The sequence below is a fragment of the Azoarcus olearius genome, from assembly GCF_001682385.1.
In the GTDB taxonomy this organism is placed as follows: domain Bacteria; phylum Pseudomonadota; class Gammaproteobacteria; order Burkholderiales; family Rhodocyclaceae; genus Azoarcus; species Azoarcus olearius.
The window spans coordinates 1,927,915-1,944,079 of the sequence record NZ_CP016210.1 but is presented as its reverse complement, the minus strand read 5'-3'; the positions used below and the strand labels follow the sequence as shown (position 1 = coordinate 1,944,079).

Genomic DNA, 16,165 nt, shown 5'->3' with positions numbered 1-16,165 from the left:
CCCGCATCGACTACAGTGCTGGCACCTCCCGCCCACGCCAAACCACAACAAGGACCCGTGGCATGCCCTACTCCGTGCCCTTCGACCCCGCGCAGATCGAAGCCTTCCTGATCGCGATCGGCATCGGCCTGCTGATCGGCCTGGAGCGCGAACGGGTGCCGTCGGCGCGCGCCGGCCTGCGCACCTTCGGGCTGGTCGGCATGCTGGGTGCGCTGGCGGCGCTGCTCGGCCAGAGCCTGCACAGCATCGCGCCGCTCGCGGTCGGCATGGCGGCGGTGGCGACCATGATCATCGCGGCCTACCTGCGCCACCCCGACCCCACCGATCCAGGCACCACTTCGGTCGCGGCGCTGCTGGTGTGCTTCTGCCTTGGCGCCGCAGTGTGGTACGGCTACGCCCGGTTGGCGGTGATGCTGGCGGTGGGCACCACCGTGCTGCTCTACTTCAAGGCCGAACTGCGCGGCATGGTGGCGCGGCTCAGCGCGCGCGATCTCATCTCCATCCTGCAGTTCTCGGTGCTGTCGCTGGTGATCCTGCCCATCCTGCCCGATGAGGAGTTCGGCCCCTACCAGGCGCTCAACCCCTACCAGATCTGGCTGATGGTGGTGCTGATCTCGGGCGTCAGCCTGGCCGGCTATGCGGCGTTGCAGATCGCCGGGGCGCGCTACGGCGCCGCTTTTGTCGGCCTGTTCGGCGGCCTGGCCTCGAGCACGGCGACCACGCTGGTCTATGCGCGCAATGCGCGCGAATCCGATGCGGTTGCGCCGATGGCAGCGCTGGTGATCCTGATGGCCAACCTCGTCATGGTCGTGCGCGTCACCGCGATCGCCGCGGTGGTATCTCCCGCCGTCGTGCCGGGGCTCGCCGCCGTCGCGGCGCCCGCCCTCGTCCCCGGCGTGCTGGCCCTGCTGTGGAACTGGCGCCAGCTCGGCGGCACCGCGGTACTGCCCAGCACCGGCAACCCCACCGAACTGCGCACCGCGCTCGGTTTCGGCGTGCTCTACGCGGTGGTGCTGCTGTGCGCGGCCTGGCTGTCCGACCTCGTCGGAACCGGCGGCCTCTACCTCCTGGCGATCGTCTCCGGCCTTACCGACGTGGACGCGATCACGCTGTCCAGCTTGCGCCTGTTCAACCTCGACAAGCTGGAAGCCGGCCCCACCGTCGTCGCGATCGGCCTCGCGATGTTCGCCAACCTCGGGTTCAAGGCCGGCCTTGCCACCGTGATCGGCGGACGCGCACTCGGCGCACGGGTCCTCGCGGGCATGACGGCGGTCGGGCTGGGCCTGCTGGCGGGGATAGGCTGGCACGCCTTCGCCGCCCCCGGCCTATAATTTCACCATCAGCTTCGCACCGCCCGGCTTTCCGCCCGCTCCTCATCATGGCCATCGCTTCCGTCCGCCCGGCCGCCGTCGCCGGCCAGTTCTACCCCGCCGACGACCTCGTGCTGCGCACCCAGATCGGCGAAATGCTCAGTTCCGCCGTTCCGCTCAATGTCGTCTACGCGCCCAAGGCCATCGTCGTGCCGCACGCGGGCTATATCTATTCGGGCCCGGTGGCGGCCAGCGCGTTTGCCGCCGTCGCGCCGCTGCGGCGCGAGATCAGCCGCGTCGTGCTGCTCGGCCCGGCGCACCGGATGGCGGTCGACGGCTTCGCGCTGCCGGCCGCGCAGTCCTTCGCCACCCCGCTGGGCGAAGTCCGCCTCAGCCGCCCCGACTGGCTGACGCTGCAGGATCACCCAGGCGTGGTGGTGGACGACCGCCCCCACGCCTTCGAACACTGCCTCGAAGTGCAATTGCCCTTCCTGCAGACCGTGCTGGAATCGTTCGAACTGGTGCCGCTGCTGGTGGGCAACGCGAGCAGCGAGGACACCGCCGCGCTGCTGGAAACCCTGTGGGGCGGACATGAAACCCTGGTGGTGATCAGCAGCGACCTGTCCCACTACCACCCCTACCGCCAGGCGCAGACCTGCGACCGCGCCACCATCGAACAGGTGTTGTCGCTGCACGGCACCGTGGAGCACGACCAGGCCTGCGGCGCCACCCCGCTCAATGGCCTGATCCGCGTCGCGCGCCGCCACCACCTCCAGCCCCATCTGCTGGATTTGCGCAACTCCGGCGATACCGCCGGCGACCGCAGCCGCGTGGTGGGCTACGCCAGCGTGGCCTTCTGCGACCAGATACCCGATGCCGCCCTCCACCACTGACCTCGGCCCCCGCCTGCTGGCCCGCGCGCGCCAGGCGATCGCCCACCACCTCGGCCTCGCGGCGGCGCCCGCCGACGCCACCGAGCCCGAGCTGACCGCGCGCGGTGCCTGCTTCGTCACCCTGCGCCAGCGCGGCGAGTTGCGCGGCTGCATCGGCAGCGTGCGCGCGCAACGTCCGCTCGCGGAAGACCTCGACACCAACGCCGTCGCAGCCGCCAGCCGCGATCCCCGCTTTCCGCCGCTGACCGCCGACGAACTCGATCACACCGAGATCGAGGTGTCGCTGCTGTCCGAACCGGAATTCCTCGACTTCGCCGACGAAGACGCCCTGCTCGCGCAATTGCGGCCGGGCGAAGACGGCCTGATCCTGTTCTCCGGCTGCCGCAGTGCCACCTTCCTGCCCCAGGTGTGGGAGCAGTTGCCGCAGCCGCAGGACTTTCTCGCCGCGCTCAAGCGCAAAGCCGGGCTCGACCCGCAGCGCCCGGCCGCCAATCTGATGGCCGCCCGCTACCAGGTGCAGAAGTGGCTGGAGGCGCCGCGCGCATGAGGCCGGCACGCTGTCGCGCGGCCGCGGCGGGCACGACACGGTGAAGCCGGGCTCCGGTCATCCCGCCGGCGTCGCGCTGGACGTCGCCAGCCATCCGCTGGGCGCGGCGCTCGGCGCCGACCAACCTTTCCAGACGCCCACCGTGCGCCACTACAGCCGCGGCAGCTTCATCGCCACCCCCGGCGCGGGCGGCAACACGGTGTTCGTGCTGCAGCAGGGCCGGCTGCGGGTCTTCCTGTCCGGCGAGGACAAGGAGCTGACGCTGGCCTTCCTCGAACCCGGCGAGGTCTATTGCACCCACACCCGTGCCTGGGTGGAGGCCGTCACCGACTGCACGCTGCTGATGGCCGATACCGCGCACTTCCAGGGCCGCCTGCTCGCCGACCCTGCGCTGATGCCGGTCACGATCCGCGTCTTCGCGCGGCTGCTCGCGCGCTCGATCGACATCATCGAAAACCTCGCCTTCCGCGACGTCGCGGCGCGGCTTGCCAACTTCCTGCTCGGCCTCGCGCGCGGCGCAGACCCCGCCCTGCCGGCCGGACTGCGGATACCGGTGCAGCTGCGCACCGAAGACATCGCCCGCCTCCTTGGCACCTCGCGGCAGACGGTGTCGTCGCTGATCAACCAGCTGGTGCGTGAAGGCGTGATCGCGCGCGACGGCCGCCGCGCGGTGCTGCTGCTGGACCCCGCGGAACTGAAACGCCGCGCGCAAGGCGACTGAACGCGGCGCGTTTTGTCGTCTGGCTGACAGACGCGCGCCCAGGGCATCCGGACAATGCCGTCCGTCATCCACCCTTTTGCGCCGCGACCCGCCATGAACGCTCCCGACCCGCGCGACCAGCTCGCCCGCCCGCTCAACAATCCCTTCGCCGAAGCGCTCGACAAGCCCGACCGCTATGTCTCCTTCTGCGGCATCGACTGCGACGGCAATGCTCGCATCCTGATGCAGCACATCCGCCGCCACATCGACGACCCGACGAAGGGCAACGCCTTCTGGGACAAGTTCCGCGACAAGCTGGAAGGCCGCAGCAGCGAACGCTGCGACGAACTCTTCCTGGTCCACAGCTACATCAACATGATCCGCGAGCTGTTCGAAACCTACGAGGACGACGACGCACTCGCGCTGCTGCAGAAAATCGAGGAAGAGTGCTGCTGAATCCCGCATCGGCGGGGTCGTGGCGGAAACCGCGCGGCGCCCACCCTGTCCTACTCCGGTAAGGCCCGCGCCGGAGTCCCGATGAACCACCCCGCCCGCTACTGGCACCGTCTCGACGACGGCCGCATCCAGTGCGACCTCTGCCCCCGCTACTGCAAGCTGCACGCCGACCAGCGTGGCGCCTGCTTCGTGCGCATGCGCGAAGGCGACGCGATGGTGCTGACCACCTACGGCCGCAGCTCCGGCTTCTGCATCGACCCGATCGAGAAGAAGCCGCTCAACCACTTCCTGCCGGGCACCAGCGTGCTCTCCTTCGGCACCGCGGGCTGCAACCTCGCGTGCAAGTTCTGCCAGAACTGGGACATCTCCAAGTCGCGCGACATGGACCGGTTGATGGATCAGGCATCTCCGGACGAGATCGCCCGCACCGCGGCCGACCTCGACTGCGCCAGTGTCGCCTTCACCTACAACGACCCGGTGATCTTCGCCGAGTACGCGATCGACGTTGCCCAGGCCTGTCATGCGCGCGGCCTGAAAACGGTGGCAGTCACCGCGGGCTACATCACCGAAGCGGCGCGCGGCGACTTCTACGCCCACATGGACGCCGCCAACGTCGACCTCAAGGGTTTCACCGACGACTTCTATGTCCAGCTCTGCGGCGCACACCTGCAGCCGGTGCTCGACACCCTCGTGTGGCTGCACCACGAAACCGACGTCTGGGTGGAAATCACCACCCTGCTGATTCCCGGCCGCAATGACAGCGATACCGAGTTGCAGGCGCTCAGCCGCTGGGTGCGCGACGAACTCGGCGACGAGGTACCGCTGCACTTCACCGCTTTCCACCCCGACTTCAAGCTCACCGACCTCCCCGCAACGCCGCCTGCCACGCTATCGCGGGCCCGGCGGATTGCGCTCGACGCCGGCCTGCACCACGTCTATACCGGCAACGTCCACGACAGCACCGGCGGCACCACCTGCTGCGCGGGCTGCGGCACCCGGCTGATCGTGCGCGACTGGTACACCATCCTCGAATACCGCCTGCAGGACGACGGCACCTGCCCCGACTGCGGCCGGCCGCTTGCGGGCCGCTTCCGCCACTTCGACACACCCTTCGGGCCACGCCGCATCCCGGTCGCCATCCACCGCGGAACCTGAGCATTTCTGCCTTGTCGCGGCCCGGGCGCTATGCGATGCTCGACTCACCATTCCGCTGCCCCGCCCACCGTGAAGCTACGCCACACCCCGATCGCCATCTCCGCCGACACCGTCTGGCTGGAAGGGCTGCTGTCCCACGCGCCCGACGTGCGCGGGCTGGCGGTCGTGCTCGAACCCGGCGGTGCCGAAGCGCAGCGGCGCCAGGACGAAGCGGTCGCCCACAGTCTGCAGGAGAGCGGCTTCGCCACCTTGACGCTGAAGCTGCTGAGCCCTTACGAGCAGGTGCGCGATCCCGACGTCCGCTACAACACCGCACTGCTTGGCCAGCGCCTGCTCGCCGCCTCGGAATGGATCGGCCACCAGCCGCCGCTCGCGGCGCTGCCGGTCGGGCTGGTGGCCAACGACACCGCGTGCGCGGCGGCGATCCGCGCGGCGGTCAAGTCGCCGGAACGCTTTGCCGCCATCGTCTGCCTGGGCGGCCGCGCCGACCTCGCCGGCGCAGGCCAGTTGCGCGCACTGCGCGTTCCCACCCGTTTCATCGTCGGCCGCAGCGATCCCCACCACGCGATGCTGCAACAGGCCTACGAACTGCTCGGCAGCAGCCGCGACTGGCAGCGCGTGGAGGGTGACGAGCTGCACCATGCCGGTGAGGCCGTCGTGGCCTCGGCGGCACGACTGACCGCCGAATGGCTGGCGCAGAAGCTGCCGGCCGCGGCCCACCCGTCCGCGGCGGACAACGCGCCGCTGGTTCCCCCGCTCGCCGACGGCGTGGCCTGACCCCGCGGAAGACCGCCGTGCCGCCGTTGGCCCACAGCACTGAACGCGCCGGCCGCCGCCGGCCAGCCCTACGTTCATGATCGGCGCAGTGGCCGGGGCCAGCGGTGCCCTCCCCTATTACCCCATCCGCCCGGCGGCGCCGGAACAGCGTTCCGCAAAAGAACCGGGCGGCGACGCCGCCCCCGCCGAGGACGGCGGCGCGCAGCAAGCTGCTGCGCCGGGCGCAGCTGCCGGCTACAACCGCCTCAGCGAAGCCGAGCAACGCGTGCTGCAGGCCCTGCAGCAGCGCGACGACGAAGTGCGCGCCCACGAGGCCGCCCATCTCGCCGCCAGCGGCGGGCTGGCGATGGGCGGCGCCAGCTTCAGCTATGAAACCGGACCGGACGGCAAGCGCTACGCGGTCGGTGGCGAAGTCAGCATCGACACCTCGGCGGGCCGCAGCCCCGAGGAAACCCTGCGCAAGGCCGAACAGATCCGCGCCGCGGCCCTCGCCCCCGCCGAACCCTCGGCGCAAGACCGCCGGGTGGCCGCAGAGGCAGCGCAAATGGCCGCCGAAGCGCGCGCCGAACTGCAGCAGGCCGAACGGGCCGGTGCCGACAAGACCGCGCCGGGGAGCGGGCGCGAGGCGGCTGACCCCGGCCCGGGACGAGACCACCGCGCCGCGCTCGAACGCCTGATCGCCGGCACGCGACCGGATACCGGCGGGCAGCAGATCAACGCTTACGCCTGAGCGCCGGGCGGATCGCCGCCCCCCTCGCCTATAATCCCTTCTTCCTATCACGCCGGCAGCCGGATTTCCCCGCACTGCCGGCACTTCCGTTCACTGTCCGTTTTGCCCATGCCCCGTTCGTTCGATTCCCTGCTGCCCGCCATCGCCCGCCTTGCCTTTCCGAAACCCGGAGCCCGGCTCGACCTGCCCGCCCTGGCCGGCTCGGCCGACGCGCTCGCAATCGCCCAGCTCGCGGGCCAGGGCCGGATGATCGCGGTGATCACCGCCAACCCGATCGACGCCCAGCGCCTGCAGGACGAACTCGCCTGGGTGGCGCCGGACCTGCGCAGCCACCTGCTGCCCGATTGGGAAACCCTGCCCTACGACAGCTTCTCGCCGCACCAGGACCTGATCTCCGAACGCCTATCCACGCTGTACGCGGTCAGCCGCGGCGAGGTGGACGTGGTGCTGGTGCCCGCCCCCACCGCCCTCTACCGCCTGGCGCCGCCGGCCTACCTGGCGGCCTACACCTTTTTCATGAAGCAGGGCGACAGGCTCGACGTGGAAGCCCTGCGCAAGCAGATGGCGCTGGCCGGCTACGCCCACGTCACCCAGGTGGTCAGCCCGGGCGAATTCTCGGTGCGCGGCGGGCTGGTCGATCTCTACCCCATGGGCTCGGCGCTGCCCTACCGCATCGACCTCTTCGACGACGAAGTCGAGAGCATCAAGACCTTCGATCCCGACTCGCAGCGCACGGTGTATCCGACCAAGGAAATCCGCCTGCTGCCGGCGCGCGAGTTTCCGCTCGATGACAAGGGCCGCACCCATTTCCGCAGCCGCTTCCGCGAAAGCTTCGAGGGCGACCCCACCCGCGCGGCGGTCTACAAGGACGTCTCCAACGGCATCGCGCCGGCCGGCATCGAGTATTACCTGCCGCTGTTCTTCGACGAGACGGCCACGCTGTTCGACTACCTGCCCACCCATGTTCCGGTGCTGCTGCATCGCGACGTGCCCGGGGCGATCGCCGAGTTCTGGCGCGACACGCGCTCGCGCTACGACCTGCTGAAGGGCGACCGCAGCCGCCCGGTGATGCCGCCCGAGCAGCTCTTCCTGAGCGAGGAAGCCTTCTTCCTCGCGTTGAAGGACCGGCCGCGGATCGCGATCGGAGCCGACAGCAAGCTCGCCGATGCGGCCCTGCCGCTGCCGGAGCTGGCGGTGGAGCGCAAGGCGACCGATCCGCTCCACAAGTTCAAGGCCTTCCAGGCGGGTGAGTGGGGCCGCGACGGCGGCCGCATCCTGCTGCTGGCCGATTCGCCGGGCCGGCGCGAGACGATGGCCGAGTTTCTCGCCGAATACGGCCTCAAACCCGCGGCGAGCGCCGATTTCGCCGGTTTCCTCGATACCGACGCGCCGCTCGCGCTCGGGGTCGCGCCGCTTGCCGCCGGCTTCCTGCTGCCCGACGCGAAGATCGCGGTGGTCACCGAGGCCGAGCTGTACGCCACCACCGCCCGCAGCCGCGCCCGCCGCGAGTCGAAGAAGGCGGCGACGATGGAGGGCTGGCTGCGCGACCTCTCCGAACTCAAGCTGGGCGATCCGGTGGTCCATGTGTCGCACGGCATCGGCCGCTACCTCGGCCTCATCCACATGAACCTCGGCGAGGGCGACACCGAGTTCCTGCACCTGGAATACAACGGGGGCGACAAGCTCTACGTGCCGGTGTCGCAGCTGCATGTGATCACCCGCTACGCCGGTGCCGACCCGGAGGCGGTCGATCTGCACCGCCTCGGCTCCGGCCAGTGGGAAAAGGCCAAGAAGAAGGCGGCGATGCAGGTGCGCGACACCGCCGCCGAACTGCTGGCGCTCTACGCCCAGCGCGCCGCCCGCCCCGGCCACCGTTTCGATTTCAAGCAGCACGACCTCGAAGCCTTCGCCGAGGCCTTCGGCTTCGAGACCACGCCCGACCAGCAGGCCGCGATCGACGCGGTGGTGGGCGACATGAAGTCCGGCCGGCCGATGGACCGCCTGGTGTGCGGCGACGTCGGCTTCGGCAAGACCGAAGTCGCGCTGCGGGCTGCCTTCATCGCGGTGGCCGACGGCAAGCAGGTGGTGGTGCTGTGCCCGACCACGCTGCTGGCCGAACAGCACTACCAGACCTTCGCCGACCGCTTCGCCGACTGGCCGATCAAGATCGCCGAGCTGTCGCGCTTCAAGTCCGCCAAGGAACAGGCCGAAGCGCTCAAGCAGCTGGGCGAAGGCAAGGTGGACATCATCATCGGTACCCACCGCCTGCTGCAGAAGGACGTGCTGTTCAAGCGCCTCGGGCTGGTGATCATCGACGAGGAACACCGTTTCGGGGTGCGCCAGAAGGAAGCCTTGAAGCAGCTGCGCAGCGAGGTCGACATCCTGACGCTGACCGCCACGCCGATCCCGCGCACGCTGGGGCTGGCGATGGAGGGGCTGCGCGAGTTCTCCGTGATCGCCACCGCGCCGCAGAAGCGCCTCGCGATCAAGACCTTCGTGCAGCGCTGGAGCAAGGGCATCGTGCGCGAGGCGGTGCTGCGCGAATTCAAGCGCGGCGGCCAGGTGTATTTCCTCCACAACGAGGTCGACACCATCGAGAACGTGCGCAACGAGCTGGCGGAGCTGCTGCCGGAAGCGCGCATCGTCGTCGGCCACGGCCAGCTGCCGGAGCGCGAGCTGGAACGCGTGATGCGCGACTTCACCCAGCAGCGCGCCAACCTGCTGCTGTGCACCACCATCATCGAAACCGGCATCAACATCCCCACCGCCAACACCATCGTCATCAACCGCGCCGACCGCTTCGGGCTGGCCCAGCTGCACCAGCTGCGCGGCCGCGTCGGGCGGTCGCACCACCAGGCCTACGCTTACCTGCTGACGGACGCCCACGCCAAGCCCACCGCGCAGGCGCAGAAGCGGCTGGAAGCGATCTCGATGATGGAAGAGCTGGGCTCCGGCTTCTACCTGGCGATGCACGACCTGGAGATCCGCGGCGCCGGCGAGGTGCTGGGCGAGAACCAGTCGGGCGAGATCCAGCAGGTCGGTTTCAGCCTCTACACCGAAATGCTCAAGCGCGCGGTCAAGGACCTGCAGGCCGGCAAGGAGCCGGACCTGTCGCAGCCGCTGGAGGTCGTCTCCGAGATCAACCTGCACACCCCGGCGCTGCTGCCCACCGACTACTGCCCCGACGTGCAGGAACGGCTGACGCTGTACAAGCGCCTCGCCAACTGCGAATCCGAGGACGACCTGCGCGCGCTGCAGGAAGAGCTGATCGACCGCTTCGGTGAACTGCCGCCGCAAACCGTCGCGCTGATCGAAACCCATCGCCTGCGGCTGCTGGTGCAAAGCCGCGGCGTGCAGAAGCTGGACGCCTCCGAGGCGCAGATCAGCGTGCAGTTCGGGCCCAATCCGCCGATCGACCCGGCCAAGGTCATCTTCCTGATCCAGAAGGACAAAAGCACCAAGATGGCCGGCCCCGACAAGCTCATCCGCCGCGCCAACCTGCCCGACCTGCGCCAGCGCGTGAAGGCGGTGCGCGAACTGCTGGATGCGGTGAAGCTGTAGCCCTCGCCCGCTGGAGACGCCCATGCTCATCAACTGCATCGCCTACCAGCACGGCCGCAAGCTCGCGGCGCTGGACGTGGAGGAAATCTCCGACTACCTGCAGAAGCCGGACTGCTTCGTGTGGGTGGCGCTGAAGGACGCCACGCCGGAGGAAATGGCGCAGATGAAGGAGGAGTTCAACCTCCACGAACTTGCCGTCGAGGACGCCAACCACGGCCATCAGCGCCCCAAGGTGGAGGAGTACGACGACGAGGTGTTCGGCGTGATGCACCTGATCGAGGAGGAAGGCAACCAGCTCGTCGTCGGCGAGGTGCACGCCTTCGTCGGCCGCAACTACATCCTCTCGGTACGCAACGGCAGCAAGCAGAACTTCCTTGGCGTGCGCGCGCGCTGCGAGCGCGAACCGAAGATGCTGGCGAAGGGCTCGGGCTACGTGTTCTACGCGCTGATGGATGCGGTGGTGGACCGCTACTTCCCGCTGATCGAAAAGCTGGAGACCGACCTGGAGGCGATGGAGGAACGCATCTTCACCAAGGGCGCCGCGCGCTCCAACATCCGCCGCCTCTACCGCCTGAAGCGCAAGGTCACGGTGCTCAAGCACGCGGTGACGCCGCTGATGGAAGCGACCGGCAAGCTGCACAGCGGCCGCGTGCCGCCGGTGTGCGCCAACAGCCGCGAGTACTTCCGCGACGTCTATGATCACCTCACCCGCCTCAACGCCACGCTGGACAGCGTGCGCGAGACCATCGCGACCGCAATCCAGGTCAACCTGTCGATGGTGACGATCGACCAGACCGAGGTGAGCAAGCGCCTCGCCGCCTGGGCAGGCATCTTCGCGGTGGCGACCGCCTTTGCCGGCATCTGGGGCATGAACTTCTCCCACATGCCGGAACTGGACTGGAAGTACGGCTATCCGCTGGCGCTGCTGCTGATCGGCGGTTCCTGCGGTTTCCTCTACTGGCGCTTCAAGAAAGCCAACTGGCTGTAGCCGCGCCTCAGTGCAGCGTGGCGCCGCGCCCGGCGTGGCCGAGTTCGGCATGCGGACGGCCGAACAGATAGCCCTGGAAACTCTGGCAGCCGTGGCGCAGCAGGAAGTCGTGCTGCTCCGCGGTTTCCACGCCCTCGGCCAGCACATCCAGCCCCAGGCTCTGGCCCAGCGCGATAATGGTGCGGGCGATGATCGCGTCGTTGGGATCGGTCATCACGTCGCGCACGAAGGAGCGGTCGATCTTGAGCTGGTCCAGCGGCAGGCGCTTGAGGTAGGCGAGCGAGGAATAGCCGGTGCCGAAGTCGTCGAGCGAAAAGCCCACGCCCAGCCGCTTCAGGCGGTCCATGCGCTCGATTGCGTCCTCCACGTCTTCCAGCAGCAGGCTCTCGGTCAGTTCCAGCTTGAGCCGCCCCGGGGCCACGCCGGTGCGCTGCAGGACACGCTCGACCTGGTCGCAGAAGCCCGGGTGGCGGAACTCGCGCACGCTGACATTGACCGCCAGCGTCAGATGCGCGGTTTCCGGATCGGCCGCCCACTCCGCCAGTTTGTCGCAGGCGTTCTCCAGCACCCAGCGTCCCAGCGGCAGGATCAGGCCGGTGCGTTCGGCCAGCGGAATGAAGGCTGCGGGCGACACCAGCCCCTGTTCCGGGTGATGCCAGCGCACCAGCGCCTCGGCGCCGGTCATCCGCCCGTCGCGGTCCAGCTGGGGCTGGAACAGCAGCGCGAAGTTGCCCTGGCGCAGGCTGCGGCGCAGCTCGGATTCGAGCGCGGAATGCGCATCCACCGTGGCCTGCATCACCGGATCGAAGAAGCGCAGCGTGTTACGGCCGGCTTCCTTGGCCTGGTACATCGCAAGGTCGGCGCGCTTGAGCAGTTCGGCGATCTCGGCGTCGGCGGCATCGAACAGCGTGATGCCGATGCTGGGCGTGCTGTGGGCCTCGCGGCCGTCGAGCTGGTAGGCGTCGTTGAGCGCGGCAAGAATCTTCTCGCCCGCGGATTCGGCCTGGCGCGCTGCCGCGCCCTTGTCGCGGTCGAGGTCTTCAAGCATCACGACGAATTCGTCGCCGCCGAGGCGGGCGACGGTGTCGGCCTCACGCACGCAGGCGGACAGCCGCGCCGCCACCTGGCGCAGCAGCATGTCGCCGTACTGGTGGCCCTGGGTGTCGTTGAGCGTCTTGAAGTTGTCGAGGTCGATGAACAGCAGTGCGCCGTGGTGGCGGCTGCGCGCATGGGTGGCGAGCGCATGGCGCAGGCGGTCCATCAGCAGGCGGCGGTTGGGCAGCCCGGTCAGCGGATCGTAGAAGGCGAGATGGCGGATCTCGTCCTCGGCGGCCTTGTAGGAGCTGACGTCGTGGCAGTGGCCATGCCACAGCGTCGCGCCGTCGCGTTCGCGCTGCGGGGTGGCGAACACGCTCATCCAGCGGTAGCCGCCGCCCGCGCGTTCGATGCGGTATTCGCACACCCAGGGCTGCAGGGTTTCGGCCGAGCGGCGGATCGCGCCGGCGACCACCTCGCGGTCGTCGGGGTGGATTGCCGCCAGCACCGCCGAACCGTCACGCGCCGCGACCTCGGGCGTGATCCCGAACATGGTGTGCAGGCCGCGGCTGGCATACGGGAATTCGATGTGCCCGTCCGCGCAGCAGCGGAACTGGTAGATCACCCCGGGCACGTTGTCCGCGATCTTCTCCAGCCGTTCGCGCAGTTCGCGCTGCACCGCCTCGCCGCGCCGCAGTTCGCGGTCGCGCTCTTCGAGCGCCTTGATGCTGCCCTGCTGGCGCAGCAGCATCGCCACCAGGCCGAGGCCGAAGGCGCCGAGCAGCACGATCATCGCGGTCGAGGTGCTGCCGAGCCGGTCCAGCGCGGCCCGCTGCGCGGAAGCCTGCTGCATCGAACGCTGGAACACCGCGTCGTTGAGGCGCTGGAGATCGCTCCGCAGCACCGCGACTTCGTCGACATGGCGCACGAGCGTCGCGGCCGCGGTGTCGCCGCGCTGCAGGCTGGCGTCGATACCTTCCAGCACGGCGTCCAGCCGCGCGCTGATCTCGCCCACGCCGTCGAAGCGCGAGTCACCGTAGCTGGCGGCGTTGTCGCGCTGGCGCAGGAAGGCCATGTCGAGGCCGAAGGCAAGCCGTTGCAGGTGTTCCGGGGTGGGCGCGGCGGCGGCAAGCTCCAGCTTGGCCTCGAGTTCGAGCACGTCGGTCAGCAAAGCCGCGAAGTCGCGCTCCTTGTACAGCGAGGTCAGCGGCAGCGCCGACGCGATCCGTCCGACGCTGGACGACAGCAGCATCACGCCCGCCAGCGAACCGACGAACACGATCAGCGCCAGCAGCGGAAAGCGGTTGCGATGGACGCGGGCCAACCACGCACGCACGGCGTTCATCGGGCGACTCCCCGGCGGCAACGCACCACCGCGGCCGACTGCAGGGATGGGCTCATTCGGCCACCGCCTCGATGCTGCGGATGAGCCACACCCAGCGCAGCCGGTAGATCGGATCATCCAGTGCCGGGCTCATGTCGCGCGGGTAGATGATGCGGAACGGCCCCTTGTTGCGCACGCTCATCGGCTTGCCGTCGCGGCGGGTGGCCAGCAGCACCGGCCAGCGCATCCAGTCGGCGCGCGGCAGCAGCTGCGAAAAACCATCGAGCGCGGCCACGCGCACCGCCAGGGCATCGCCCAGGCCGGCGGCCTTCAGCACGTCGCGCAGCAACACGCCCTGGTAGACGCCGTCGTCCGCCGGCCAGAACGTGGCGGTGCGCACCTCGTGCAGCCCCAGCGCCTCGATGTCGGCCAGGGACAACTCGCGCACGCTGCCAGCGCTAGCGAAGCGCAGGGTCTGCGAGGCATCGGGATGCGCGGCCGCGGGCAGCCGTACCGGTTCGGGCACCGGACCCGCGGCGGCGAAGGCCACCCCGCAGGACAGGCAGCAACAGGCGAGCAGGACGGCGGCGCGAAGCTTCATCGGCGCGGTTGGGCGAACGGAAAATCGCGCGATTATAGTGGTTTACACCTAGCCGGGGCCGGCCCGATCGCGCGCGCAGCGGGGCATGCGTCACGCCCCGCGGCATCGACACCGCCGCAGGCGAGCCGAAGCCCTTCGGAGTTACAATTCCGCCTTTTCCAGGCCGCATCCGGGAGCGCCTCATGTCTGTCGCCCAGACCGAAAACCTCAACATCGCCACCGTCGACCACATGCCGTCGCCCGAAGAGATCAAGGCGCGCGTGCCGCTGTCCGACCGCGCGGCGGCCACCGTGCTGGCGGGGCGCAAGGCGCTCGCCGACATCCTCGAAGGCCGCGACAAGCGCCTGTTCGTCGTCGTCGGCCCCTGCTCCATCCACGACCCGGTCGCCGGGCTGGACTACGCGCGGCGCCTGAAGGCGCTCGCCGACGAAGTCTCCGACACCATGCTGCTGGTGATGCGCGTCTATTTCGAGAAGCCGCGTACCTCGACCGGCTGGAAGGGCTTCATCAACGACCCCTTCATGGACGACTCCTTCCGCATCGACGTGGGCATGGAAAAGGCCCGCCGCTTCCTGCTCGACGTGTGCGAGATCGGCCTGCCCACCGGCACCGAGGCGCTGGACCCGAACGCGCCCCAGTACTACGGCGACCTGGTGACGTGGACCGCGATCGGTGCCCGCACCTCGGAATCGCAGACCCACCGGGAGATGGCCTCCGGGCTGTCGACCCCGGTGGGCTTCAAGAACGCCACCGACGGCGATCTTGAAGTGGCGATCAACGCGATCATCTCGGCGGCGCACCCGCACAGTTTCCTCGGCATCAACGGCCAGGGTCAGTCCGCCATCCTGCGCACCCGCGGCAACCGCCACGGCCATGTGGTGCTGCGCGGCGGCGGCGGCCGCCCCAACTACGACACGGTGTCGGTGTCGCTTGCCGAGCAGGCGCTGGCCAAGGCCAAGCTGCCGGTGAACATCGTGGTCGATTGTTCGCACGCCAACTCGTGGAAGAAGCCCGAGTTGCAGCCGCTGGTGATGAAGGACGTGATCCACCAGATCCGTGAAGGCAACCGCTCGGTGGTCGGGCTGATGATCGAGAGCAACCTCGAAGCCGGCAACCAGGCGATCCCGGCCGACCTGTCGCAGCTGAAGTACGGCTGTTCGGTCACCGACGCCTGCGTGGGCTGGGACACGACGGTGGACATGATCCGCAGCGCCCACGGCGTGCTGCGCGACGCGCTGGCCCGCCGGGAGCGCGCATGAACCTTGTCGTGCAGGGCGCGGACGTCGATACGGTCGCGCTCAAGGCGCTCGCCAAGCTCACCGCGGCGCGCGGCATCGAGCAGGTCACGGCCGAGTCCTTCCGCCTGCTGGGCGCGCAACCCGTGGAGGGCATCGCCGCCCACTGCGCCGCGGCGGCGCTCGACTGGGCCTGGATCGAGGACGGACGCCGGCTGAGCGACTTCGGCCTCTTCGTCACCGACATGGACTCGACGCTGATCAACATCGAGTGCATCGACGAGATCGCCGACATGCAGGGGCTGAAGGCCGAGGTGGCGGCGATCACCGAGGCCGCAATGCGCGGCGAGATCGACTTCCGCGAATCGCTCACGCGCCGGGTCGCGCTGCTGGCCGGCCTGCCGGAAACCGCGCTGGAAGCGGTGTACCGCGAACGCCTGCAGCTCAACCCCGGCGCCGAGCGGCTGCTGAAGGGGCTGCAGGCGGCCGGGATCACCACGGTGCTGGTGTCGGGCGGCTTCACCTACTTCACCAGCCGGCTGCAACAACACCTCGGCTTCGACCACGCCTACGCCAACGTGCTGGAGGTGACCGACGGCCGCCTGACCGGCCGGGTGGTGGGCGACATCGTGGATGGGGCGGCGAAGGCCGCGCACCTGGTGCGCCTGCGCGACCAGCTTGGGCTCGCGCCCGCCCAGGTGATCGCCGCCGGCGACGGAGCCAACGACATCCCGATGCTGAGCGCCGCCGGCTTCGGCGTTGCCTACCGGGCCAAGCCGGTGCTGCGCACCGTGGCCAGCTGCTGTCTCGACCACGTCGCGCTCGACGGCATCCTCAAGTTTTTCGACTGAAG

Annotated in this window: 14 protein-coding genes; 12 read left to right on the top strand and 2 right to left on the bottom strand. The window is 69.3% G+C overall.

From position 1 onward, the window contains the following. Nucleotides 1-62: 62 nt before the first annotated feature. From dqs_RS08990 to corA, 10 genes are all read left to right on the top strand, one after another. A complete protein-coding gene (locus tag dqs_RS08990) occupies nucleotides 63-1,331 on the top strand; it encodes an MgtC/SapB family protein (protein ID WP_011765414.1) in 1,269 nt (422 codons plus the stop codon). A 47-nt stretch (nucleotides 1,332-1,378) separates the two neighbouring features. Beyond that, nucleotides 1,379-2,203 (top strand): AmmeMemoRadiSam system protein B, encoded by an 825-nt coding sequence (gene amrB, locus dqs_RS08985; RefSeq protein ID WP_011765413.1) that lies wholly within the window; start codon nucleotides 1,379-1,381, stop codon nucleotides 2,201-2,203. Next, nucleotides 2,184-2,750 carry an AmmeMemoRadiSam system protein A gene (amrA, locus tag dqs_RS08980; RefSeq protein ID WP_065340251.1) on the top strand — a complete coding sequence of 189 codons (567 nt, stop codon included), beginning with the start codon at nucleotides 2,184-2,186 and terminating at the stop codon, nucleotides 2,748-2,750. Before amrB ends, amrA begins: the two co-directional genes overlap by 20 nt. 40 nt (nucleotides 2,751-2,790) lie before the next feature. After that, the gene (locus dqs_RS08975) at nucleotides 2,791-3,471 is read left to right on the top strand and encodes a Crp/Fnr family transcriptional regulator (RefSeq protein WP_065340250.1); all 681 of its coding nucleotides are present in this window, start codon (nucleotides 2,791-2,793) and stop codon (nucleotides 3,469-3,471) included. A 93-nt stretch (nucleotides 3,472-3,564) separates the two neighbouring features. Continuing rightward, nucleotides 3,565-3,906, top strand: coding sequence for a N(2)-fixation sustaining protein CowN (gene cowN, locus dqs_RS08970; protein ID WP_050976110.1), 342 nt, complete (start codon nucleotides 3,565-3,567; stop codon nucleotides 3,904-3,906). A gap of 81 nt (nucleotides 3,907-3,987) precedes the next feature. Then, entirely contained in the window at nucleotides 3,988-5,061 is a 1,074-nt protein-coding gene (gene amrS / locus dqs_RS08965; RefSeq protein ID WP_011765409.1) for an AmmeMemoRadiSam system radical SAM enzyme, read from the top strand. Between the two features lie 69 nt (nucleotides 5,062-5,130). Next, nucleotides 5,131-5,838, top strand: coding sequence for a hypothetical protein (locus dqs_RS08960; protein WP_050976109.1), 708 nt, complete (start codon nucleotides 5,131-5,133; stop codon nucleotides 5,836-5,838). Nucleotides 5,839-5,914: 76 nt separating this feature from the next. Next, nucleotides 5,915-6,568: a putative metalloprotease CJM1_0395 family protein gene (locus dqs_RS08955; RefSeq protein WP_065340249.1), complete on the top strand. Its 654-nt coding sequence runs from the start codon at nucleotides 5,915-5,917 to the stop codon at nucleotides 6,566-6,568. A gap of 108 nt (nucleotides 6,569-6,676) precedes the next feature. Then, nucleotides 6,677-10,129: a transcription-repair coupling factor gene (gene mfd, locus dqs_RS08950; RefSeq protein WP_065340248.1), complete on the top strand. Its 3,453-nt coding sequence runs from the start codon at nucleotides 6,677-6,679 to the stop codon at nucleotides 10,127-10,129. Between the two features lie 22 nt (nucleotides 10,130-10,151). Then, entirely contained in the window at nucleotides 10,152-11,117 is a 966-nt protein-coding gene (corA, locus tag dqs_RS08945; RefSeq protein WP_065340247.1) for a magnesium/cobalt transporter CorA, read from the top strand. A 7-nt stretch (nucleotides 11,118-11,124) separates the two neighbouring features. Here the strand turns inward: corA and dqs_RS08940 are convergent, their stop codons facing one another. Beyond that, nucleotides 11,125-13,497 carry a putative bifunctional diguanylate cyclase/phosphodiesterase gene (locus tag dqs_RS08940; RefSeq protein WP_065340246.1) on the bottom strand — a complete coding sequence of 791 codons (2,373 nt, stop codon included), beginning with the start codon at nucleotides 13,495-13,497 and terminating at the stop codon, nucleotides 11,125-11,127. A gap of 52 nt (nucleotides 13,498-13,549) precedes the next feature. Next, nucleotides 13,550-14,077, bottom strand: coding sequence for a putative pterin-binding protein (locus dqs_RS08935; protein WP_084018334.1), 528 nt, complete (start codon nucleotides 14,075-14,077; stop codon nucleotides 13,550-13,552). A 182-nt stretch (nucleotides 14,078-14,259) separates the two neighbouring features. On the opposite strand from dqs_RS08935, the gene dqs_RS08930 reads away from it, so the two are divergent. Beyond that, the gene (locus tag dqs_RS08930; protein ID WP_011765402.1) at nucleotides 14,260-15,336 is read left to right on the top strand and encodes a 3-deoxy-7-phosphoheptulonate synthase; all 1,077 of its coding nucleotides are present in this window, start codon (nucleotides 14,260-14,262) and stop codon (nucleotides 15,334-15,336) included. Further along, nucleotides 15,333-16,163, top strand: coding sequence for a phosphoserine phosphatase SerB (serB, locus tag dqs_RS08925; RefSeq protein WP_065340245.1), 831 nt, complete (start codon nucleotides 15,333-15,335; stop codon nucleotides 16,161-16,163). The genes dqs_RS08930 and serB overlap by 4 nt, the downstream gene beginning before the upstream one ends. Nucleotides 16,164-16,165 lie beyond the last annotated feature (2 nt).